Source organism: Pseudoalteromonas sp. CH_XMU1449-3, assembly GCF_037027245.1.
In the GTDB taxonomy this organism is placed as follows: domain Bacteria; phylum Pseudomonadota; class Gammaproteobacteria; order Enterobacterales; family Alteromonadaceae; genus Pseudoalteromonas; species Pseudoalteromonas shioyasakiensis.
Genome location: NZ_JAYMDY010000007.1, coordinates 105,044 through 127,820 on the forward strand (window position 1 = coordinate 105,044; position 22,777 = coordinate 127,820).

Here is a 22,777-nt window from a genome sequence, read left to right on the forward strand (position 1 = left end):
ACGAAAAAAAGCTGCGCACCTAAAAAGGTGAACAGCTTTTAACAACCAGAATCGTTATGAATTACAGAGCGCTTTCTAGCTCTGGTAACACATCAAATAAATCAGCAACTAAACCATAGTCAGCAACTTGGAAAATTGGCGCATCAGGATCTTTATTGATAGCAACAATTACTTTAGAGTCTTTCATACCCGCTAAGTGTTGAATCGCACCACTAATACCCACAGCAATATATAAATCTGGGGCAACAATTTTACCGGTTTGACCTACTTGCATATCGTTTGGTACAAAGCCCGCATCAACAGCAGCACGTGAAGCACCAATGGCTGCGCCTAATTTGTCAGCAATACCATTTAATAACGCAAAGTTTTCACCATTTTGCATACCACGACCACCTGAAATAACCACAGGTGCTGCAGTAAGCTCTGGACGCTCAGACTCAGTTTGTTCTTCTGATACAAACTCACTCAGACCAACAGAACCTTTACCAGCAACACTAGTTACAGCTACTGGCGCTTGCTCTTGTGCAATATCAAAGCTACTTGCACGAACAGTAATAACCTTTTTGCTATCTAATGATTTAACTGTCGCAATTGCATTACCTGCATAAATAGGACGCTTAAAGGTATCTGCATCAATAACGTCGATGATTTCAGAGATTTGCGCAACATCTAGAAGTGCTGCAACACGTGGCATAAAGTTTTTACCCGTTGTTGTTGCACTTGCGACAATGTGTGAATAGTTATCAGCTAAAGATAAAACCAAATCAGCTAGGTTTTCTGCAAGTTGATTTGCATAAGCTGCATCATCAGCAATAAGTACGTTACTAACACCTGCAATTGACGCTGCTTGCTCGCTCATTGCTGATAAGTTTTCGCCTGCAAGTAGTAAATCTACATCAAAGCCTAGTTTAACAGCAGCAGTAATCGTTTTATTGGTTTCAGGCTTTAGAACACCTTTATCGTGTTCGGCTATCACTAATGTTTTCATTTAGATCACCTTCGCTTCTGTTTTTAACTTTTCTACTAATGTCGCAACATCTTCAACGACAATGCCGCCACTGCGTTTTTCTGGCTCGTTTACTTCTACCAACTGTACGCGAGGCGCAAGGTCTACACCTAGGCTATCAGCAGCAATTACATCAAGAGGTTTACGCTTTGCCTTCATAATGTTTGGTAATGAAGCATAGCGCGGTTCATTTAAACGTAAGTCTGTGGTTACGATAGCAGGTAGTTTAAGAGCAACTGTTTGTAAGCCACCGTCTACTTCACGCGTTACATTAACCGTACCAGCTTGAACATCGACTTTAGATGCAAAGGTACCTTGGCCACGACCCGTTAAAGCAGCAAGCATTTGACCAGTTTGATTGTTGTCAGAGTCAATCGATTGCTTACCTAAAATAACCAGCTCAGGTGATTCTTGCTCTACAATCTTGCTCAGTAATTTAGCAACATGTAAAGATTCAAGCTTTTCTTCTGTTTCAATATGAATGGCTTTATCGGCACCGAGTGCTAAAGCCGTGCGTAATTGCTCTTGAGATGATTTATTACCAATAGTCACAGCAACAACCTCAGTGGCCGTCCCTGCTTCTTTTAAACGAATAGCTTCTTCAATTGCAATTTCACAAAACGGGTTCATCGCCATTTTTACATTAGCTAGATCAACATCCGTTTTATCGGCTTTAACGCGTGCTTTGACGTTGTAGTCAATTACTCTTTTAATTGGAACGAGGACTTTCATCGTGACTCCATCAATTGTGTGTTCTCAAAGTTGACCTAAACGTCAACTTATTTATTTTATGAATTCAGACTACTTCCTGTTGACGTAAACGTCAACCTAAAATAACCTTAAAGTATTCACAGCCTGTAACGTTTCATTTGCAAGTATGAAATAAGGTTCTTTACAGCAGGTCCGTCACCGAGAAGAGGTTTATATGGTCGAACGCGAAACCATGGAATTTGATGTAGTCATCGTAGGCGCAGGCCCAGCAGGTTTATCAACTGCGATTAGATTGGCTCAACAAGCACAAGAAAAACAACAAGAATTAATGATCTGTGTGGTAGAAAAAGGCTCTGAGGTGGGCGCACACATTTTATCGGGTGCGGTTTTTGAAACCAAAGCACTAGATGAGTTATTAGCTGATTGGCAGTCATTAGGCGCACCAGTTACCACTAAAGTAACGCAAGATGATATTTACTGGTTCAATAACAGTGAAAAAGCCACCAGAATCCCCCACTTTGCTAGCCCTAAAACATTCCACAACGAAGGCAATTATATTGTCTCTATGGGTAATGTATGTCGCTTTTTAGCAGAGCAAGCGGAAAACTTAGGGGTAGAAATATTCCCTGGTTTTAGTGCTCACTCTTTGATTATTGAAGACGAAACAGTGAAAGGCATTATCACTGGCGATATGGGCCTTGATAAAGACGGCAACGAAAAAGATGGTTACATGCCGGGTATGGAGCTTAGAGCTAAATACACAGTATTTGCTGAGGGCTGTCGCGGTCATTTAGGTAAAGAGCTAATCAAACACTTTGCCCTTGATAAAGATGCATCACCACAGCATTACGGTTTGGGATTCAAAGAAATTTGGCAAATAGACCCGAGTAAACACAAAGAAGGCACAGTCGTACATGGCACAGGCTGGCCGTTAACCGGTGATACCAGTGGTGGTGCGTTTATGTATCACAGCGATAACAACCAAGTTGTGGTGGGCTTAATTGTTGACCTTAACTATTCAAATCCACATTTAAGCCCGTTTGATGAATTCCAACGCATGAAACATCACCCTGTCTTTAAAGATGTTTTAGAAGGCGGTGAACGTATAGCCTATGGCGCAAGAGCCATTGCTAAAGGTGGCCTACGTTCGTTACCGAAAATGCACTTCCCGGGTGGTTTACTTGTGGGTTGTGATGCCGGCACATTAAACTTTGCTAAGATCAAAGGTAATCATACAGCCATGAAATCAGGAATGGTTGCTGCTGATGTGATAGTAGCAGCTCTTAGCGACGGTAAAGAAAATGCCGATTTAGCTGAATATAAATCAGCTTTTGAACAAAGCTGGGCGTACAAAGAGCTTTATCAATCACGTAACTTTGGCCCTGTTATGCACAAACTGGGTAAGTTCTTAGGTGGTGCTTATAACACCCTAGATCAAAACCTATTTAGTGGCAGCTTACCGTTTAATTTTGAAGACAACATGCCAGATCATGCCACATTAGTTGCAGCTGATCAGGCCGAAAAAATCGACTACCCGAAAGCAGACGGCAAACTTAGCTTTGATAAACTTTCATCGGTGTTTTTATCAAATACCAATCATGAAGAATCACAGCCATGCCATTTAAAGCTAAAAGATAACTCGATTCCAATTAAAGTGAATTTACCGCAATTTGATGAGCCAGCACAACGCTACTGTCCTGCGGGAGTTTACGAAGTACAAGAAGTTGAAGGTGAAAAAGAGTTTGTGATCAACTCACAAAACTGTGTGCACTGTAAAACCTGCGACATAAAAGACCCCAGTCAAAACATTACTTGGGTAACACCTGAGGGAGCTGGCGGGCCAAACTACCCTAATATGTAACGCACGTTACTCATTTAATTAAAATTTATCCTAAATTGCAGGGGCTTCGGCCCCTTTTTTAGGCTATGCTGAAAATGTCGTGTTTTATAAAAGTGAGTAAAGTATGCCGTCTTCAAGTGTAACCTTTCGTTTTTTAGCTGAACCTACCGATGTCAATTTTGGCGGTAAAGTTCATGGTGGTGTGGTAATGAAGTGGATTGACCAAGCTGGTTACGCCTGTGCTGCAGGTTGGAGCGGTCATTACTGCGTAACTGTTTCTGTTGCGGGTGTAAAGTTTCAGCGCCCTATTTTGGTTGGCCAAATAGTCGAAGTTAAAGCCAGTATTGCCCACACAGGTAAAACAAGCATGCAAATCTTCATTCAAGTACGCTGCGGCGACCCTAAAACCCAAAACCTAGTTGAAACCAATCATTGTGTTATTAGTTTTATTGCTATGGATGAAGCAGGCTATCCAATCGAAGTCCCTTCATATACTGCAGTGACAGACGAAGAAAAGAAAATCGAAAACTATGCGATAAAAATGAAAGAGATCGCGATAGAAACAGAAACCCTTTTACAAAAAGCCTAAAAATTTAAAGCAACAAAAAATTATAAACTGTACCTAGTAACTTCTACAGAGCACCCTGAAATTGTTACGACTGCCAAACTGAATGCCTGATTACAGTTTCAACAAACTGAACAAAAAACCACTTTATAAAGCCTAAAAACAATACTTTAGGCTTTGTTTTCAGCTTGGCATTGCCGTTGCAATACTCCTTGTGAATGACGCGAAACATTCGTTTATTTATTTTATAAAGGAGCTATTAAATGATTAAAGCAATTTCACTTTCTGCACTTTCTTTAGCACTACTAGGTTTTAATAATGCTGCACATGCAGATATTACCGAAATGGATTCTCCGCGTATTTATACCGGTATCGGCTACGGCCAATATTCTTTTGAGTTTGAAGACAGTGAAAATGACACTGACTTTGATGACGATTCACAAATGCTGAAAGGTTATATTGGAACTCAGTTTAACAAGTACTTAAGCCTTGAACTTGCTTATCAAAATTTTGATGAAGTAAGCGATATCGATTCTAAAGCTGAAATTGACGGTGTTTCATTAGCAGCACGCTTAGCAGCCCCAATTACAGATAGCTTTTCTGTTTATGCCAAAGGTGGTTGGCTAGAGTGGGATGCTGAAATTGAGCAAGACCTAGGCGAGCTTGGCAGCATCAGTGCTGACTCAGACGGTGGTGATGTATTTTATGGTGCAGGTGTAGAATATGCCTTCACAACAAACATGCAAGTACGTTTAGAGTATGAGCGCTATAAATTAGAAGATGATATTGACCCAGATATGGATGTAGCGTCTGTATCATTCCAATACATGTTTTAATTTAGACTGCGTAGTCTAAATATTAAAAGGCAGTCTCGACTGCCTTTTTTTGTGTTTGCATGTAAAATGTCGGCAGATTTTCTTAACGACAATGCACAATGAGCGAATATCAATTAACTGCCGTCGGCCATATTCAATCTCCTTATAAACAAAAGTTTGCCATACCTCGCCAACCTCGTTTGGTTCCTGAAGCTAAAGCAAAGCTGGTATTCAGCAGCGATTTTAATCGTGAAGAGTTTGTACGCGGCCTCGATGAATTTAGCCATATTTGGTTACTATTCAGATTTCATGAAACCGCAGATAAAGGCTATTCAGCAATGGTGAGACCCCCTCGCCTAGGCGGTAATGAACGTAAAGGTGTATTTGCAACACGTGCAACCTTTCGCCCAAATGCAATTGGCATGAGTGCTGTAAAACTTGAAGGCATTGAATATAAAAATGGTCAATTAAGCTTATTGCTTTCAGGTATCGATTTACTCGATGGCACACCTATTTTAGATATTAAACCTTATTTGCCCTACTCAGACGCAATGACCGATGCCACCGCAGGCTTTGCCGATACCCGACCAGAAACCGATATGAGTGTTGATTTTAGTGAAGAAGCCCTGGCGTTTATCGAAAAACAGACCGAACAACCTGAATTAAAAGCGTTTATAAGCAATGTATTAAAGCAAGATCCTCGCCCTGCTTATAAAAAGCAACGTGACTCAGAACAAAGCTACGGCATGACCTTATATGATTTTAATATTAGGTGGCATGTTCAGGACAATCATAATACAGTGACCAGCATTGAAAAATGCTAGTTTTTAGCATATAGCGCTTTAGTGTCAGTGCTTCCACTGGTAAACTTAGCGCCTTGTTATTACTCAAACGTCTTGAGTAAACGATAATAATTTTAACACTACTTGGAATAGAGATGCGTACCAGTCAATATATACTCGCAACACTTAAAGAAACTCCGTCTGATGCAGAAATTGTTTCTCATCAATTAATGCTACGAGCAGGCATGATCCGCCGCGTTGCGTCGGGTTTGTATACATGGTTGCCCTCTGGTCTACGCGTACTTAAAAAAGTAGAAAACATCGTACGTGAAGAAATGGATAAAGCAGGCGCTATCGAAATGTTAATGCCTATTATCCAACCAGCTGATCTTTGGGAAGAGTCTGGTCGTTGGGAGCAGTTTGGTCCTGAATTACTACGTATTAATGACCGTCACAACCGTCCATTTGCACTTGGCCCTACACACGAAGAAGTGATCACAGATTTTGTACGTAAAGAAGTGAGCTCTTATAAGCAATTACCGCTTACTCTTTACCAAGTACAAACAAAAGTACGTGACGAAGTTCGTCCTCGTTTTGGTGTAATGCGTGCTCGTGAATTTACGATGAAAGATGCTTACTCTTTTCACTTAAGTGATGAGTGTTTAGAGAAAACATACCAAGTAATGCACAAAGCATACTGCAACATCTTCGAGCGCCTAGGTCTTGATTACCGCCCTGTTATCGCTGATACCGGTTCTATCGGTGGTAGCGTGTCACATGAGTTCCATGTGCTTGCAGAATCAGGCGAAGATGCAATCGCATTTAGTGATGCAAGTGATTATGCTGCAAATATCGAAAAAGCAGAAGCACTGGCACCGACTGAAGAGCGCCCAGCTCCAAGCAAAGAACTAAAAGCATTCCCAACGCCTGATGCAAAATCAATTGCTGAGCTTAAAGAGCACTATGGTGTTAAACCTCACCGCGGCGTGAAAACATTAATCGTGTATGGCGCACCAGATGAAAACGAACAACGTGGTTTAGTTGCCCTTGTATTACGTGGCGACCATGATCTAAACGAGTTAAAAGCTGAGAAACACCCGCTTGTAGACTCACCGCTTGAAATGGCAAAAGAAGAAGACATCGTTGCTGCTATTGGCGCAAAACCAGGTTCATTAGGCCCAGTCGGCCTATCAATGCCAATCATTGTTGACCGCACAGCTAACGTAATGGCTGATTTTGTAGCTGGTGCTAATAAAGATGGTGAACATTTCAGCGGTATCAACTGGGATCGCGATGTAGAAAACTACGAAGTGGCTGATATCCGTAATATCGTGGAAGGCGATCCAAGCCCGTGTGGCCAAGGTTCACTGCAAATTAAACGCGGCGTTGAAGTTGGCCATATTTTCCAACTTGGCACTAAGTACTCAGAAGCAATGAAAGCAGGCGTATTAAGTGAATCAGGTAAAAACCAAGTAATGACAATGGGTTGTTACGGCATTGGTGTATCACGTATCGTAGCTGCCGCTATTGAGCAAAACAACGACCAATACGGTATTAAATGGCCGCAACCTATCGCGCCTTTTGATTTAGCGATTGTTCCTATGAACATGCATAAGTCTCATCGTATTCCTGACATTGCAGATAACCTTTACAAAGGTTTAAAAGATGCAGGTTTAGATGTGTTGTTTGATGACCGTAAAGAGCGCCCTGGCGTTATGTTTAACGACATGGAATTACTAGGTGTGCCTTTCACGCTAGTTATTGGTGAGCGTAACCTTGATGAAAATAAGGTGGAGCTTAAAAACCGTCGTACTGGTGAAAAGCTAATGCTTGATTTAGACAGTGCCGCTTCCGAAATTGCCGCACTTGTTAAAGGCTAATTAAGTCAGCTCTACAAAATTTAAAAAACCGCTTCGGCGGTTTTTTTGTTTTATTAATTGTCATAGATGTTTCGCTAAAGCGTCTTTTAACTGTCATTGATTCTGCCTAGCATTTACTTTATTACACCATGAGTAAATGCCATGAATAACACCACTTGCAGTAGTAAAACCCACTATCCTGCCGTTTGGATTTCCGACGTTCACTTAGGTTATAAAGACTGCCAAGCGCAGTATTTACTAGACTTTTTAAATGCGATTGAATGCGATGTTCTGTATTTGGTCGGTGATATTGTCGATTTATGGTCAATGAAACGACAGTTCTTTTGGCACCCTAGCCATTATGATGTATTAGCGCTTATTCAACAAAAAGCAAAAGACGGCACTCGAGTGATCTATATACCGGGTAACCACGACGAAACCTTTCGCCATTATGCTAATGATTCATTATTCGGTATCGAAGTACATAAACAATATATCCATACCACAAAAGCCAACAAACGGTTTTTACTGTTACATGGTGACGATTTTGACTCAGCAACCCGCTACAACAAATTAATCAGTATTGCAGGCGATGCAGGATACGACTTTTTACTTTTTTTAAATCGTTGGACTAATCGCATTCGCCGTTTATTTGGCGGTAATTATTGGTCATTGGCCTCTTGGATAAAAGCGCGAGTGCATAAAGCACGTGAAGCAATTGACGCATTTGAAAAAGCGGCAATCCACGAAGCAAAAAAACAAGCCGTCGATGGCATCATTTGTGGGCATATTCATCACCCAGCCGTTAAAGTGGTTGATGAAATTTTGTATTGTAATGATGGCGACTGGATTGAGAGCTGCACTGCATTAGTTGAAAACAGCTCTGGCCGTATTGAGTTATTGCACTGGAGTGAAACACAAAAAGTGATTCACTCTGCTGATATTAGTGCATTAACGCCTAAACCTTCATTTAATAAAGAACGCGATGCCGCTTAAGCCTTCAGCCACATTGATAGCTTTTTACGCAATGTGGCTTGTTTAATTGGCTTGGTGATATAGTCGTTCATACCAACACTGAGGCATTTTTCTCTATCGCCAGCCATCGCACTTGCGGTCATGGCTATGATCACCACATCTTGGTATTTCTCGCCTGTTTTTCCCTGCCTGATTGCTTTGGTACAGTCATACCCATTTAAGTTTGGCATTTGGCAATCCATCAAGATCAGATCAAATTGAGTTTCGCTATTATTCAATACCTCAATTGCTTCAAGACCATCGCTGGCTGATTCAATATGAACATGGCTATCTCTTAAAATCGCTTTGCTCACCTCAATATTAATCATGTTATCGTCGACGATAAGCACTGAAAGAGATGTTAAATCAAGCTCAATAATTTCTTTAGTATCAGTATTCTTACGCTCAATAACAGAGTTATTATCATTAAATAAAACCGCGAGTTTATAGGCTAATTCATCTGGAGTGACAGGTTTTGCAATAACAGTACAATTGCTCGGTAATGTTTCTTTTTGTTTAAGTGATGCCATAACACCTAAAATTAATACACAGGTGTCAGGGTATTGATTTGCAAAACTCAACACATTATTTAGTTCTGGGTGTTTATGATCAATGATAAGTAAATCTAACTGATTGAAAACATTTTCAGGTATATCACTTAATCGAGAAACTTTCGATGGCTCAGGCTGACAAGTTTTCTCTAATTGGGTTTCAATGTTCTGACCAAGTAGAGCATATAAAACTGCACAACCAACTTGTTTGTTATTCAAAGCCGTAATCGCACCCTGCTCTTTTAATGAGCCACTGAGTGACACTGTGATACTTGCACAAAAGCGGCTTCCTTTTCCTTTTTCACTTTCAACGATAATATCACCGCCCATCAACTGAGCGAGCTTTCGACTTATTGAAAGCCCTAAACCACTGCCACCATAATGGCGTGTTGTGCTTGAGTCCTCTTGGGTAAATACTTCAAACAATTTACTTTGGTTTTCTTTCGAAATACCAATACCTGTATCTTCAACTACAAAGCTTAGGCAAAGCGTGTTATCTGAATGCAGCTGCTCTTTTACCGTTAAGCTAACATGACCCTTGTGGGTAAATTTAAATGCATTACTCAATAAATTATTGAGAATTTGTTTTAAGCGGTGGCTATCACCCATTACGGTACGCTTAGTAATAGCATGCGCATCGAACAGTATTTCAATACCTTTTTTCTGACCTTGAACAGCCATTGATGTTATTAAATCACTGCACACTGAAACAACATCAAACTCATGACTATCTAAATCAAGTTTACCAGCTTCAATTTTTGAAAAATCGAGAATGTCATTGTTCAGTGTCATCAATGAGTTAGCGCTGGTATTTGCATAATGTAAGTATTGCATTTGCTGAGTAGATAATGGTTCTTCTTCAAGCATTTCGAGCATGCCAAGGACACCATTCATCGGAGTGCGGATTTCATGGGAGATGTTAGCGACAAATTCACTTTTAGCTTTACTAGCAGCTAATGCTTCTTCGGTGGCCTTTTCGAGCTCGGCTGTACGGCTTTTTACTTTTTCTTCTAGTGTTACATTAAGCTTTTCTAGTTGATGTTGAGCGCACTTAAGTGAATCAATATTGCGTAGTATTGCCGCTATTTGAAATTGCTGCTTCGCTGCATCAAAAACAGGTGTCATGGTAATCGAGAAATAATGAGTGCTCTGTTCACTAATGTGAACCGCTTCAAACGAGCAACGCTGCCCTTCTTTAATGGCTTGTGCAATCCCTTGAAAATCTTCATCGTTATAATTAAACAAGGTATCAAAATGGGTGGTTTGCTCTGTAATACCAAAAAACGTTTTTGCCGTTTCATTCGCATTACAAATAACACCATTTGGCTGAACCATAATAATGGCATCTGTCGAGTCTTCTATGATTTTACTATTCTTTTCTTTTAGAAAACTCAGCTCAATTTTTCTGTTGATGTCACGTTGGTAGATAATAAATAACATCAGCACGACTAAAATCATTAAGCATAAAATGCCAATAAATCTGAATCGCTTGTGATGTATTTCATGCAGCAATGTATCGGTATTTATTGAGACAGCCAGTGTCAGTGGCTGCATTTGAACGCCATTTTTAAACTCAATAATTTTATCTATATATAGTTTTTCAGGTAGGTTTACTACGTCAAAAAAATCAACGCCTGCCATTTGTTGTTGAGTTCTAAACTCTTCATTCCAATAATGAGCATCATCTAGCTCAAAACTAAAACGGTATGATTCCTTTGGATGATAGATAAATTGTTGCTGCGCATTTAATAAATACACTGACATATTATCAGCGATGTTACTGCTAAGCTTATTAAGCAGATCGGCTGCATAATAGTTTAAGATCAAAACTGCAAAAGGCTTACCTTCAGCATCTTTTACAAGTTTTGCAATCCGATATGTACTTGTATAGGGCTTTTGTAAACGGCCATTTTCACGATTGTAGTTAATAGGTGAAATATAAATTTGGCCATTTTCAAGCTGTGCTGTGCTGTGATTTGCATGTAATCACGTTGGCCTTTATGTTGTAACTTTTCCTCACCTATTCTATCGACTTGACCATTTACATTATCAACACGTACAACCTCTTTGCCATTATCAGCAATATAAATGTAGCGAGCTTGTGCGAGGTCTTTATCTGTTGACATAAAACCAGTAAAGATTTTTGCTAGGCGATCTTTCCATGCCGAGATAGGCGTGCCTAACACGGGATCTATATTTTGATCATTGGTAGCGCGCATAATTGCAAGCACTGGCGGCGTTGAATCTAAAAAGTTAAGTGCAGAAATATTCTCTCTTAAACTTGTTTTTAGTACACTTTCTTTAGTGTCGAGCTCTCTCTGCATCTGTTCAAAGGTGCGGCTGAACACATCCTCTCTAAGGTCGTATTCATACTTTACAGTTACAAAAATTGCCAATAGCAAGAGAATACAAAAAGCGAGTATTGGTAATTTGTGACGTTGATAGAAATGCGCTGAATGTCCAGAATCCATTGAATCGAAAGCCTTCTTTTCTACTCTGCTTTAGAGTATAGGAGAGAATAGTAATAAAAGCGGAGTATACAGAAAATATATTAAGTAATAAGAACTCGTAGGTACTTAGCTTGGCTTACAAACAAATAAAGCACCAAAATGGTGCTTTATTATTAGGTAAAATCAGTATCTCTTATCTAAATAAGACATCTTCTTTATTAAACCATTTAACGCAAAACGCGAGTAATGCACCTGCCACAATCACTGTCGCTAAGAAAATTAAACCCACGAGTGTGTAATCAACTGTACCTTTAATGATTTCTTTGATTGCCAAAGCTACATTCGTAACAGGAATGAATGCTGTTTTGCTCGTCAGTTCAACATTTGGCATCAAGGCAACCATAATTGGAAAAATTACACCCATGCTAAGTGGTGCCATGTAGTTTTGCGCTTCTTTAAAGGTTCGCGCATAAATTGAAATAGCCAACGCTAATGATGAGAAGATTGCAGCAATAGGTAATAACAAAACAAAAATCAGCCCTAAATCTAATACGGTTAAAGAGCTAAATGCGTTTTTAACAACTGCTAAATCAACAAATGCAATGGCCACTGATATCCACACACCCATACTGAGTACAGTAATGGTGGTTGTCGCAATAGAAGAAGCAAGTAAGGTTACAAACTTACCTAACACCAGCTGTGTACGGGTGATTGGGGTAAGTAGAAGGGTTTCGAGCGTACCACGCTCTTTTTCACCAGCTCCTAAATCAATCGCCGGATACGTTGCGCCCATCAATACCAGAGGAATAAGTAGATAAGGAATAAACCCACCTATTTTCTCGCCAAGATTTTCACGTTTATCTGCAGTGTCGACCTTCACAACTTTAATAGGCTCGATAATGGCAGCTTGTTGCTCTTCTGATACACCAAAGCTTAATAGTTTGTTTGTACGCAGCGTATCGCCATATTCTTTTGCCAGTTCTTTTACACGGTCAAATAAGAAGTTAATTGCTTTTGCGTCGTTATACACAACTTGCCATTCGCTTTGCTTGGCATCATCTAAGGTTTGCTTAGCGTCTGATGGTAAATAGATACCCATGTCTATGGTGCCTGCTTTTACCGCTTTAGTGAGATCTTCTACCGTATTAAAGGTTTCGTCGCCTTTATATAAAGCAAAGCTCTTATGGTAAAACACCTTATCGGTAAAATCTTGCGCGTAATTGCCATTGATAATAGCGTAAGTATGTACCTCTTGTTCTGCCTCTAACGCCGCTTGTGAACTAATAAAGGCCATAACAGCAAATAACAGTGGGAAGATAGCAACCGGTAGTGCAACAACGAATATCAATGTTTTACGGTCACGTAATAGCTCTTTTAATTCCTTTTTAAATACTTCAAACATCACGGCTCTCCGTTAAAATATTCATAAACGCTTGGTTTAATTCTTCACTTTGACCTGTTTGTTTAAACTCATCTAAGGTGCCATCAAAGCAACTAATTCCCTGGTTTATCACTGCAACACGGTCACAAAGTAAGGCAACTTCATCTAAATGGTGCGTTGAGAAAATAACTGGTGTGCCCTGCTCTTTAAGGCCGCGAATAAAGTTAATTACGGTTTGCGTAGTCATGATATCTAAACCAGTTGTCGGCTCATCAAGAATAACCACATCAGGATGATGAACAACAGCACGGGCAATATTGGCTTTTTGCTTCATACCTGTTGAAAGGTTTTCGGCGCGTTTATCAATAAAGCTGTGCATATCAAGTAAGGTGAATAGCTCATCACAACGAGCGGCTACCGCTTTTTTACTCATGCCATGTAAACGGGCAAAGTATTCAACGTTTTCTTTAACTGTTAAACGCCCATATAAGCCGGTACTACCTGACAGAAATCCAATTGATTTGCGGCCAACTAACGGCTTTTTAACGATATCGTGACCAGAGATGGTAATGCTGCCTTCATCTGGTTTTAAGGCTGTTGAAATCATTCTAAGGGTGGTTGTTTTACCGGCACCATTTGGGCCGAGTAAACCGAGTACTTCACCTTTGTTACATTGAAAGCTGACGTCTCTTACAGAATGAAAAAACTCTTTATCTTCACGGGGGTCTACGTTGTCCGTTTTATTTTTTTTATGATCTTTTGTTAGCTTAAACTTCTTTTTAAGCCCGGCCACTTCAATCATGTGCGTTTCCTTCGTTTCGGTCTAAAGTAATCAGTGTTACTGTAAAATTCTGGATTTTCATTGTCAGTCCACCATCCTGGTACGCCTAACAAGGGTAAGGGTGATAAGTTTTTATTATCACGCAAACAATCATCAAGCTTTATCATCTCATAAAGACGTTGATCTAGATACGCATATTGCTCGCTTAAATCTTTACAAAATATGTCATCAGGAACAATTACAAATAATGCTTTACCCGTTAAACCAATATACGGCTGAGTGAGCATTTCGTAGTTAGCATGACCAAACATAAATGGCCTAATGCTTTTACCCCAATGTTCACGTTGTTCTACAAAGGCTTGCTGCCATTGGTGGTCGCGTAATTGCTGCTGCCAGCTTTGCTCAGTAATTGCCAGCACCACACCACATTCGTCAAATAAAGTAAGCGCATTTCGGTGTTTACTACGCTCTTTTAGACCATGCAGTTTAATTTCTTCGATATGCTGATGATTAATCAGCGCTTTGGTTTTTGGAAATAAGCACCAAATAAAGCCACCAAAAAGGTCATGCCAATTTTGTTGTCTTGTTGGTACTTGCCCTGTCTCAAATATGATTTGCTCATAATAACGGGTTTCATCAGCAAACTTTTCATCTTCAACAAAGGTTATGGCTTTGCCCTGTGTAGTTTTCGCATTTAGATATTGATTAAACCACTGGCAAGATGGCCAATCTGACAGTTTATCTAAATTAAATAGCGTCGCTAGGTCACTAAAAGCACCCGTTGTGAGGTATTGTGTTGACCATTGCTCGGGAGCAGTAAATCGTTTCATTGCTTATTTTTTAACTTCTTGATGTATTGTGGGTAGTTTACCGTAAAAACTGGTTCTCATTAATAGAACCTCATATACTAATGCCACCATAAAACAAAAAAAGAGCTATTATGAAACGCTATTTTCCAATGACAGTCCTTGCAAGTGCCATTCTTGCGGGCTGTGCTTCAACAAGTATCACATCAAGTGATGTCGAAAAAGCCTATCAAAGCATTAACGCAGAGCAACTTGCAGAGCATATTAAAGTGCTTGCCTCTGATGAGTTCGGTGGCCGAGCACCATCTTCTAAAGGTGAAGAGCTAACGCTTGCCTATTTAACCGACCAATTTAAAGCATTGGGTTTTGAGCCGGGTAACGGTGATAGCTTCTTACAAGAAGTACCGCTTGTTTCACTAGAAGCAGATTCAGACATGGTACTTACCATTGGCGGCAAAGATTACCAATATAAAAAAGATATGGTAATGGGTAGCAGCCGTATTAGTGCTAAGCAAAGCATTAAAGATTCTGAATTAGTATTCGTTGGCTACGGTGTTAATGCACCAGAGTACAACTGGAACGACTACGAAGGCCTAGATGTTAAAGGCAAAACAGTTGTTATGCTGGTAAACGATCCTGGTTTTGCGACGAAAAACCCTGATTTATTCACCGGCGATGCCATGACCTATTACGGTCGTTGGACATACAAATATGAAGAAGCAAGCCGTCAAGGTGCAGCTGGTGCGATTATCATCCACGAAACAGCACCGGCTTCTTACCCATGGTCTGTTGTTGAAAACTCTTGGAGCGGTGAGCAATTTGGTTTCCAAAAAGAAAATAACAACATGGACCGTGTTGCTGTTGAAGGCTGGGTAACAACTGATGTTGCTAAAGAGCTTTTCACAAAAGCAGGCTTAGATTTCGATACCATGAAAGCTAATGCGGCAAAAGGCGCTTACCATGTTGATATGGGCGACCTAACTGCAAGTGTTGAAGTAAATAACACAATCAAAAAGTCAATTTCGTATAACTTTATCGCGACGTTACCGGGTAGCGAAAAGCCAGACGAGCACATCATTTATTCAGCTCACTGGGATCACCTTGGTACAGATAAAACGCGTAAAGGTGACCAAATCTATAATGGTGCCCATGATAATGCAACGGGTACTGCTGGTTTAATCGAAGTTGCTGAAGCATTCGCTACCTTACCTGAGCACCCTAGCCGTTCAATGACTTTCTTAGCCGTTACTGCTGAAGAACAAGGTTTACTTGGCTCGAAATATTATGCTGCAAATCCAGTGATCCCAGCATCACAAACGGTTGCTAACATCAATATGGATAGCTTAAACCTATTAGGTAAAGTAAAAGACATCAGTGTTGTTGGTATTGGTAAATCAGAAATGGATAGCCTGCTAGAAACAGCTGCTAAAGCACAAGGCCGTACAGTATCTGGTGACCCTAAACCGTCTTCAGGTGGTTACTACCGCTCTGATCACTTTGCATTTGCAAACATGGGTGTACCAGCAATGTATGCCGGTGGTGGTAGTGAAGCCCTTGACGAAGAAACGGCAAATTACCGTAAGCGTATGAGCTTAGTGCTTCGTGGTTGTTATCATCAGCCTTGCGACCGTTACCGTGATGAATGGGATTTATCAGGTGCCGTTCAGGACCTTCAGTTATTCTATCAAGTAGGTTTTGATATCTCAGAACGAAAAGAATGGCCGACCTGGAATGCCACTTCTGAGTTTCAACGCAAATAGATACAAATGAGATTGATTTTCATTTAAGATCGTAATACAGTGTAACCTGATTAATTTTTAGGTTGCACTGTATGCTCTCACTAACACAAACGAGGTTTATTCCTAATAAAGCGAGGTGTTACATTACGGACAATAAACGCTTAATTTTACCCCTTTTATTACTGATTTCTTTAGCGGTACCTGCAAGCCGAGAATTCACCCTACAAGCGCTTAGTGATGCTTTTTTTCAAGTATCTGTATTTGTTGCAGCCACCTTATTAATCTATTACTACCTTATTGATCGACTTCCTCAATTACAGCTTAGCTATTTACGTGCTAAATCAGGCATTCTAGAGGTGAGCTTTGCGTCTATTTTAGGTGCTTTACCTGGCTGTGGGGGTGCCATTATTGTGGTTACCCAATTTACTAAAAAGCAGGCTAGCTTTGGCTCTGTTGTTGCTGTCTTAACCGCAACCATGGGCGATGCCGCCTTTTTACTATTAGCAACCCGCCCGCTTGATGGTTTATTAATGATGTTAATCGGTGTTGCTGTAGGTATTATTAGCGGTCAGATAGTTAATACATTTCATAGCCCCAATCAATTTCAACCTGACGAAGCAGGTGAATACTACGAGCAGCCTCAATGCCAACCAAAGGCTTTGAAATTTAGCCGCCCTATTTGGAAATTTACCCTAGTACCAAGCTTGATTATTGCTTTTGTTATTGCTACCAATTCTGACCTTAGCGAATTTAGTCAAAGCGTTAATACTGGCGTCACCCTGTTTGGCTCGATCATGGCGCTATTAACCGTGGTTGTGTGGTCGCTGTCTTCTAAAGGCAGCAGTTATAAGCAAGTAACCAGTGAAGAAGCGCCTTGCACACCTCCCTCAAAACTAACGAAAGTGTTAATGGACACGCACTTTGTTACTGCCTGGGTTGTTGCCAGTTTTATGCTGTTTGAAATTCTCGTTAACCTAGTCGGTGTTGATTTAACAGCCTGGTTTTCTGAGTATGCTTATCTTGCACCGCTGGTGGCTGTGGCTATTGGCTTATTACCTGGCTGCGGACCACAAATCGTTGTAATGACACTCTATATTCAAGGTATTATTCCATTTAGTGCGATGGCAGCTAATGCAATTTCAAATGACGGCGATGCCCTATTCCCAGCTATTGCATTAGCGCCAAAAGCGGCCTTAATCGCGACGGTGTATTCAACAATTCCAGCGCTGTTACTCGGTTATGGATTGTATTTTTACAGCATATAGCAAAGACAATATTTACAATTAAAAAAACCAGCCGAGGCTGGTTTTTTAATACTTACTAATGTTAGCTCATCGCCATCATCATTTTCGCAGGGTCTTCTAAGTAAGACTTCCATAAGTTATTGAAGCGGGCAATTGTACCGCCATCAATAACTCGGTGGTCTCCAGACCAGCTTACTTGCATAATAGCAGCTGAAACAACATTGCCTTGTGCATCAAAGCGAGGTAAATGCTGCAGTTTACCTAAAGCAACAATCGCTACTTCAGGTTTATTGATGATCGGGGTTGCAATTGTGCCGCCAATCGCACCGATGTTAGAAATGCTAATAGTGCCGCCTTTCAAATCATCCGGTGAAACACGACCATCACGTGCAGCTTCAGTTAAGCGGGTCACTTCGTTTGCAACATCTACGATGCTCTTTGACTGGCACGATTTAATATTTGGTACGAGTAAACCAATCTTAGAATCAACCGCCATACCGATGTTATGGTCATCAAAGTAAGTTAGCTCGCTGCAATCATCATTTACTTGCGAGTTTAGTACTGGGAATTGCTTAATCGCTAGCGACAGTGCTTTGATAAAGAACGGCATCATAGTGAGCTTAACGCCCTGTTGCTTATACTGCTCTTTAAGCTCACTGCGCATTGCAATCAGTTTAGTTAGGTCAATTTCATCACAGAAAGTAAAGTGAGGAATTGTCGAAACTGAAGCAACCATCTGCTTAGCCATTGCCGCTTTAATGCCTTTAATAGGCTCTACGCGATTACCACCAGAAGACGCCACAGTTGAGACAGGCTCTGCCGCTTTTGGCGCAGCTTGTTGTGATGCTGTTTGGCTTGGTGTTTCATTCAAGAAATCTTCGATATCTTGTTTATAAATACGGCCATTTTTACCAGAGCCTGGTACTTGCGTTAAATCAACATCAAGTTCACGGGCTTTACGACGAACAGCAGGTGAAGCAACTGCTTTCTTATTAAGTTGTTTGCTAGAGTTTGCTGAAGCCGCAGGTTTCTGTGCTGGTTTAGTTGCTGCATTTGTTTGTGCTTTAACTACCGCAGAACTTACATCTGGCTCTGCACTTTGGCCTGCAATGCTCATTTGGAATAATGGGCTGTGAACCGCTGCAATATCACCTTTTTGATAATAAAGCTTTTCAACTTTACCTGTGTATTTAGCCGGAATTTGCACCAATGCTTTGTCTGTCATTACATCACACACAGCTTGGTCTTCTACGATTTCATCGCCTTCACTCACTAACCACTCAACGATTTCACACTCAACGATACCTTCACCGATATCGGGTAAAATGAAATCTTCTAAGTGCTCACCCGCCTCAGATGATGCTTCAGTTGGAGTTGCAGGAGCTTGCGCTTCTTCGCTTTGTGTTGGTGCTTCGCCATCAACATCCATTGCAAATAATGGTGCATGTACTTTCGCAATATCCCCTTTTGCATAATAGAGCTTACTGATCACACCATCATGAACAGCAGGAATTTGCACAAGCGCCTTGTCGGTCATAACATCACAAATAGGCTGATCTTCTTTTACAGAATCGCCTTCTGCAACTAACCATTCAACAATTTCACACTCTACGATGCCTTCGCCGATATCTGGCAAGATAAAATCTTTAGACATACTGACTCCTAAAACTCTACTGATTGCTTAATCGCAGCAAGCACTTTAAGTGCATCCGGCACATATTCTTTTTCAAGTGCTAATGGGTATGGCGTATCTAAGCCACACACGCGAGCAATTGGCGATTCAAGGTGTAAGAAACACTCTTGTTGAATTGTTGCAACGATTTCTGCACCAAAACCATTCGTGATTGGTGCCTCGTGGCTTACCACTAAACGACCTGTTTTAGTCACTGATTTAGCAATGGTCTCAACATCCCATGGTAAAATGGTACGTAAGTCGATCACTTCACAGCTAATACCTTGCTCTGCAGCTTTTTTAGCGGCGTCTTCGATGATTTCCATCTGAGCACCCCAAGCAAGTACAGTGACATCAGTGCCTTCTTGCACGATCTCAGCTTTGCCAAGCTCGATGCTGTAATCTTCTTCTGGAACTTCACCTGTTGATGCACGGTATAAACGTTTCGGCTCAAAGAAAATAACAGGGTTATCATCTTTAATCGATGCACGAAGCAAACCTTTTGCTTGGTATGGGTTACGTGGCACAACCAACTTTAAACCCGGTGTGTGAGCAAAATAAGCTTCTGGTGATTGTGAGTGATATAAACCACCTGCAATACCACCACCGTATGGAGTACGGATTGTTAGATTACCAACATTAAATTCATTACCACTACGGTAACGGAACTTAGCTGATTCATTCACGATTTGGTCAAATGCAGGGAAAATATAATCTGCAAACTGAATTTCAGCTAATGCAGGGGCACCAAACGCCGCTAAACCATTAGCAAAACCTAAAATACCTTGCTCAGTTAACGGTGTATTGAACACACGATGCTTACCATATTTTTCTTGTAAGCCAGATGTAGCACGGAATACACCACCAAAATAACCAACGTCTTCACCGAAAATACATGCATTTGGATGCTCTGCCATGGTGATATCAAGGGCAGAGTTAATTGCATGAAGCATGTTCATTTTAGCCATTACTTTAATCTCCCTGCAGTTGTTGGATAAGCATCAGGATGCTGCAAAATGTGCTCTTTTAGTTCTTCATATTGTTTTTGCAGTGATGGGATTGGCTTATCGTAAACATCAGAAATAAGGTCTTCTAATGCTGGCTTTTCAACTTTTTCAGCGCGTTTAAGAGCCGCTAAAATTTCTTCACGAATTGTTTCTTTGTCTTTCGCGTCTTGCGCTTCGTCTAACCAGCCTTGTTTTAATAACCACTTACGGAAACGCTCGATTGGACAGCCTTTATGTTTTGCTTCTTCATCTTTTGTACGGTAACCGCTTGGGTCGTCACTGGTTGAGTGAGCGCCTAAACGATAGGCAATCGATTCAATTAAAACAGGTTCACCTTTGGTAGTCGCAATTTCACGGGCTTTTTTTGTTGCTGCATAAACAGCAAGTGCATCAGCACCATCAACACGAATTGTTTTAATGCCGTAACCAACACCACGTGATGCAATACCATCACCTTTAAACTGTTCATCCGCAGGTGTAGAAATCGCATAACCATTGTTACGAGCAAAGAAAATAACCGGTGCTTCGTGAACTGCGGCCATATTTAAACCAGCATGGAAATCACCTTCAGATGCAGCGCCTTCACCAAAGTAACAAATAGTGATGTTATCGATAGTGCTGTTTAACTCACCTGTTTGGACATCAATATGACGAACTTTTTGGCCATATGCATAACCTGTTGCTTGCGGAATTTGTGTACCAAGCGGTGATGAAATAGTCATGTAGTTAAGTTCGCGTGAGCCATAGTGAATTGGCATTTGGCGACCTTTACCCAAATCTTTTTCATTTGAGAACATTTGATTCATGAATTGGTCAAGGCTAAAACCACGATAACGTAAAGCTGCTTGCTCACGGTATTGGGCCATGATCATGTCGTTTTGATCAAGCGCTGCAGCTGATGCTGTTACAGCCGCTTCTTCGCCTAGACATTGCATATAAAAGCTAACACGGCCTTGACGCTGTGCTGCTTGCATACGCTCATCAAGTGCTCTAATAAAACGCATTGTTTCATATAGACGGATTGCCGTTGCTTTGTCGATATCAGGTGCGGTTGCACCTTCGTAGATGTCGCCTTCCTCATTAAGAATACTTAATGTAGGGATCGTTAATGCGTGACCGTCAATAAATGACAGTTCATGATTAATGTTTAGCGATACGTTATTTGGATTACTCATAACCTACCTTCTTTCGTTGTCAGAAACCTACGCTACTGCCCTTAATTATATTTTTATCAGCATGAGCTGTAAGGATAAAGTTTGCGCAATATTCAATCTAATTAAATTAAACTGCCGTCACTTTACGTTAACGTAAGTTGTTATTCAACTAATCATAGACGAATAGATGACAAATGGCTAAAAACGCATGGAAAGTTAACTATACAACAAGATAAATTCTTTAGAGTCATATAGTTAACTAAATTTAGATGGGTGTTAATGCAGAGATTTTAAATAAAGTTGCTATCAACTTGCATTGGAATAACAGTAAGCAAAGCGCGCTGACCTAAGGCTACATCAGCGTTTGGGAAGATAATAGCTTCACCGTCTACTTCCGCTTCATATCTGGTCTGACCATCAGTTGCCATTAATTCGCCCTTTGCGAAACCGGTGAAATTTTCTACATCATCAGCAAATGGAAAACTAAAGTCTTCGCAAGTACGGTTTATTGTTCTATATACTGAAAACAACTCGAAATCCTCTGCATTGAATTCTTTATATTCTACAGATTCTTGACTAATTAATGCAGTTAAGGTTTTTTTGGTTTTCTCAAATCGCGACATGTCGTTTTCGCCAAATGGTTTTACTTGGCCAAGTTCTACCGTAAATGAGTCAGCTCCATGTACATACGACGAGTAGTAACTGAAGGTAGTTGCCGCTGATTTCATCATTAGTACCGTGTTTACGCCACAGCTAAGTAAAAATTGCAGTTGTGATTTTTTCCACGGTTTACCATGTAAGAAAGGATAGACTGCGAACTTTTCATTTTTAGAGCCACGAATTGCAGTGTGAAGATCATAATGAAAACGCTCACTGTCCTGGTTGCCTCTAGAAAAGAAATCAGAAACAACATCTTCAAGTAGCTTTGCACGAACTCGCTCAGGGTTAGAAGCAATGCCTTCAACAGTATGATGACCATTAAACAAACGGTTTAAGTTTTCATCTACAAAACGCTTACCGATATTAATAGATTTAGGATTGCCATAAATAAACAGTACACGCTGCTTCAAGGTAAGTTGTTCTGTAACGATTGACTTGATTAATTGATCGCAGATTTCAATTGGCGCAGTTTCGTTACCATGTACCGCACTTGAAAGAACAATATCTTTGTTTGTTTGCTGCGCAGGTTGAAACTCAATGATACCCGTGTCGTGAACAGTGACATCAGTACCATTTGCAAGGGTAAATGTACAAGATTCGAGTGAAAACTCATTGTTGCGAGTCAGGGTTAAAAAGTCGCCGGTACTTTTTAATTCTTCGAGATATGAAGGAGTTGAATAGCTCATTGTTCTATCCTAAAAATGCGTGAGAGTAGAATACAAAAACGGCTGAGAATCTCA

General features: G+C 40.6%; 19 protein-coding genes. 8 read left to right on the top strand and 11 right to left on the bottom strand.

All coding sequences use genetic code 11. From position 1 onward, the window contains the following. Positions 1–61: 61 nt before the first annotated feature. Together WA256_RS10665 and WA256_RS10670 are read right to left on the bottom strand one after the other, a co-directional pair. A complete protein-coding gene (locus WA256_RS10665; protein WP_063527731.1) occupies positions 62–988 on the bottom strand; it encodes an electron transfer flavoprotein subunit alpha/FixB family protein in 927 nt (308 codons plus the stop codon). After that, entirely contained in the window at positions 989–1,738 is a 750-nt protein-coding gene (locus WA256_RS10670) for an electron transfer flavoprotein subunit beta/FixA family protein (protein ID WP_054561438.1), read from the bottom strand. A 193-nt stretch (positions 1,739–1,931) separates the two neighbouring features. On the opposite strand from WA256_RS10670, the gene WA256_RS10675 reads away from it, so the two are divergent. From WA256_RS10675 to WA256_RS10700, 6 genes are all read left to right on the top strand, one after another. Then, complete coding sequence (locus WA256_RS10675; protein WP_335991190.1) at positions 1,932–3,578, top strand: electron transfer flavoprotein-ubiquinone oxidoreductase; 1,647 nt, start codon at positions 1,932–1,934, stop codon at positions 3,576–3,578. Between the two features lie 103 nt (positions 3,579–3,681). Continuing rightward, on the top strand, positions 3,682–4,146 hold the full coding sequence (locus tag WA256_RS10680) for an acyl-CoA thioesterase (RefSeq protein ID WP_054561436.1): 465 nt from the start codon (positions 3,682–3,684) through the stop codon (positions 4,144–4,146). Positions 4,147–4,385: 239 nt separating this feature from the next. Beyond that, entirely contained in the window at positions 4,386–4,958 is a 573-nt protein-coding gene (locus WA256_RS10685) for an outer membrane beta-barrel protein (RefSeq protein WP_055198360.1), read from the top strand. Between the two features lie 98 nt (positions 4,959–5,056). Further along, positions 5,057–5,761: a tRNA (N6-threonylcarbamoyladenosine(37)-N6)-methyltransferase TrmO gene (gene tsaA, locus WA256_RS10690; protein WP_335991194.1), complete on the top strand. Its 705-nt coding sequence runs from the start codon at positions 5,057–5,059 to the stop codon at positions 5,759–5,761. A gap of 113 nt (positions 5,762–5,874) precedes the next feature. Continuing rightward, positions 5,875–7,599, top strand: a complete 1,725-nt coding sequence (locus tag WA256_RS10695; RefSeq protein ID WP_253108570.1) for a proline--tRNA ligase — start codon at positions 5,875–5,877, stop codon at positions 7,597–7,599. A gap of 141 nt (positions 7,600–7,740) precedes the next feature. After that, positions 7,741–8,574 (top strand): UDP-2,3-diacylglucosamine diphosphatase, encoded by an 834-nt coding sequence (locus WA256_RS10700; RefSeq protein WP_335991197.1) that lies wholly within the window; start codon positions 7,741–7,743, stop codon positions 8,572–8,574. Here WA256_RS10700 and WA256_RS10705 read toward each other — a convergent pair. The 5 genes from WA256_RS10705 to WA256_RS10725 form a co-directional block, all read right to left on the bottom strand. Further along, positions 8,571–10,970, bottom strand: a complete 2,400-nt coding sequence (locus WA256_RS10705) for an ATP-binding protein (RefSeq protein ID WP_335991199.1) — start codon at positions 10,968–10,970, stop codon at positions 8,571–8,573. The two genes, WA256_RS10700 and WA256_RS10705, sit on opposite strands and share 4 nt — an antisense overlap. 29 nt (positions 10,971–10,999) lie before the next feature. Beyond that, positions 11,000–11,614 (bottom strand): hypothetical protein, encoded by a 615-nt coding sequence (locus tag WA256_RS10710; RefSeq protein ID WP_335991201.1) that lies wholly within the window; start codon positions 11,612–11,614, stop codon positions 11,000–11,002. Positions 11,615–11,786: 172 nt separating this feature from the next. Beyond that, positions 11,787–12,995 (bottom strand): ABC transporter permease subunit, encoded by a 1,209-nt coding sequence (locus tag WA256_RS10715; RefSeq protein ID WP_054553916.1) that lies wholly within the window; start codon positions 12,993–12,995, stop codon positions 11,787–11,789. Beyond that, on the bottom strand, positions 12,988–13,776 hold the full coding sequence (locus WA256_RS10720) for an ABC transporter ATP-binding protein (RefSeq protein WP_054561430.1): 789 nt from the start codon (positions 13,774–13,776) through the stop codon (positions 12,988–12,990). Before WA256_RS10720 ends, WA256_RS10715 begins: the two co-directional genes overlap by 8 nt. Next, positions 13,773–14,585, bottom strand: coding sequence for a DUF3025 domain-containing protein (locus WA256_RS10725; protein ID WP_130166367.1), 813 nt, complete (start codon positions 14,583–14,585; stop codon positions 13,773–13,775). Before WA256_RS10725 ends, WA256_RS10720 begins: the two co-directional genes overlap by 4 nt. 110 nt (positions 14,586–14,695) lie before the next feature. Between WA256_RS10725 and WA256_RS10730 the strand changes: the two genes are divergently transcribed. Together WA256_RS10730 and WA256_RS10735 are read left to right on the top strand one after the other, a co-directional pair. Next, the gene (locus WA256_RS10730) at positions 14,696–16,321 is read left to right on the top strand and encodes a M28 family metallopeptidase (RefSeq protein ID WP_062565322.1); all 1,626 of its coding nucleotides are present in this window, start codon (positions 14,696–14,698) and stop codon (positions 16,319–16,321) included. Between the two features lie 71 nt (positions 16,322–16,392). Beyond that, positions 16,393–17,565 (top strand): putative manganese transporter, encoded by a 1,173-nt coding sequence (locus WA256_RS10735; protein ID WP_253108579.1) that lies wholly within the window; start codon positions 16,393–16,395, stop codon positions 17,563–17,565. Between the two features lie 61 nt (positions 17,566–17,626). Here the strand turns inward: WA256_RS10735 and WA256_RS10740 are convergent, their stop codons facing one another. The 4 genes from WA256_RS10740 to astE all read right to left on the bottom strand — a co-directional run bounded on the left by WA256_RS10740 (position 17,627) and on the right by astE (position 22,723). Continuing rightward, positions 17,627–19,198, bottom strand: a complete 1,572-nt coding sequence (locus WA256_RS10740) for a dihydrolipoyllysine-residue acetyltransferase (protein ID WP_335991209.1) — start codon at positions 19,196–19,198, stop codon at positions 17,627–17,629. Positions 19,199–19,206: 8 nt separating this feature from the next. Then, entirely contained in the window at positions 19,207–20,184 is a 978-nt protein-coding gene (locus tag WA256_RS10745) for an alpha-ketoacid dehydrogenase subunit beta (RefSeq protein ID WP_058584964.1), read from the bottom strand. Continuing rightward, a complete protein-coding gene (locus tag WA256_RS10750; RefSeq protein ID WP_335991213.1) occupies positions 20,184–21,398 on the bottom strand; it encodes a thiamine pyrophosphate-dependent dehydrogenase E1 component subunit alpha in 1,215 nt (404 codons plus the stop codon). Before WA256_RS10750 ends, WA256_RS10745 begins: the two co-directional genes overlap by 1 nt. A gap of 269 nt (positions 21,399–21,667) precedes the next feature. Next, a complete protein-coding gene (astE, locus tag WA256_RS10755) occupies positions 21,668–22,723 on the bottom strand; it encodes a succinylglutamate desuccinylase (RefSeq protein WP_335991215.1) in 1,056 nt (351 codons plus the stop codon). Positions 22,724–22,777: the final 54 nt, after the last annotated feature.

Coding starts and splice junctions, on each gene's coding strand:
- WA256_RS10665 (WP_063527731.1), bottom strand. CDS start 988: ATGAAAACATTAGTGATAGCCGAACACGATAAAGGTGTTCTAAAGCCT.
- WA256_RS10670 (WP_054561438.1), bottom strand. CDS start 1,738: ATGAAAGTCCTCGTTCCAATTAAAAGAGTAATTGACTACAACGTCAAA.
- WA256_RS10675 (WP_335991190.1), top strand. CDS start 1,932: ATGGTCGAACGCGAAACCATGGAATTTGATGTAGTCATCGTAGGCGCA.
- WA256_RS10680 (WP_054561436.1), top strand. CDS start 3,682: ATGCCGTCTTCAAGTGTAACCTTTCGTTTTTTAGCTGAACCTACCGAT.
- WA256_RS10685 (WP_055198360.1), top strand. CDS start 4,386: ATGATTAAAGCAATTTCACTTTCTGCACTTTCTTTAGCACTACTAGGT.
- tsaA (WP_335991194.1), top strand. CDS start 5,057: ATGAGCGAATATCAATTAACTGCCGTCGGCCATATTCAATCTCCTTAT.
- WA256_RS10695 (WP_253108570.1), top strand. CDS start 5,875: ATGCGTACCAGTCAATATATACTCGCAACACTTAAAGAAACTCCGTCT.
- WA256_RS10700 (WP_335991197.1), top strand. CDS start 7,741: ATGAATAACACCACTTGCAGTAGTAAAACCCACTATCCTGCCGTTTGG.
- WA256_RS10710 (WP_335991201.1), bottom strand. CDS start 11,614: ATGGATTCTGGACATTCAGCGCATTTCTATCAACGTCACAAATTACCA.
- WA256_RS10715 (WP_054553916.1), bottom strand. CDS start 12,995: ATGTTTGAAGTATTTAAAAAGGAATTAAAAGAGCTATTACGTGACCGT.
- WA256_RS10720 (WP_054561430.1), bottom strand. CDS start 13,776: ATGATTGAAGTGGCCGGGCTTAAAAAGAAGTTTAAGCTAACAAAAGAT.
- WA256_RS10725 (WP_130166367.1), bottom strand. CDS start 14,585: ATGAAACGATTTACTGCTCCCGAGCAATGGTCAACACAATACCTCACA.
- WA256_RS10730 (WP_062565322.1), top strand. CDS start 14,696: ATGAAACGCTATTTTCCAATGACAGTCCTTGCAAGTGCCATTCTTGCG.
- WA256_RS10735 (WP_253108579.1), top strand. CDS start 16,393: ATGCTCTCACTAACACAAACGAGGTTTATTCCTAATAAAGCGAGGTGT.
- WA256_RS10740 (WP_335991209.1), bottom strand. CDS start 19,198: ATGTCTAAAGATTTTATCTTGCCAGATATCGGCGAAGGCATCGTAGAG.
- WA256_RS10745 (WP_058584964.1), bottom strand. CDS start 20,184: ATGGCTAAAATGAACATGCTTCATGCAATTAACTCTGCCCTTGATATC.
- WA256_RS10750 (WP_335991213.1), bottom strand. CDS start 21,398: ATGAGTAATCCAAATAACGTATCGCTAAACATTAATCATGAACTGTCA.
- astE (WP_335991215.1), bottom strand. CDS start 22,723: ATGAGCTATTCAACTCCTTCATATCTCGAAGAATTAAAAAGTACCGGC.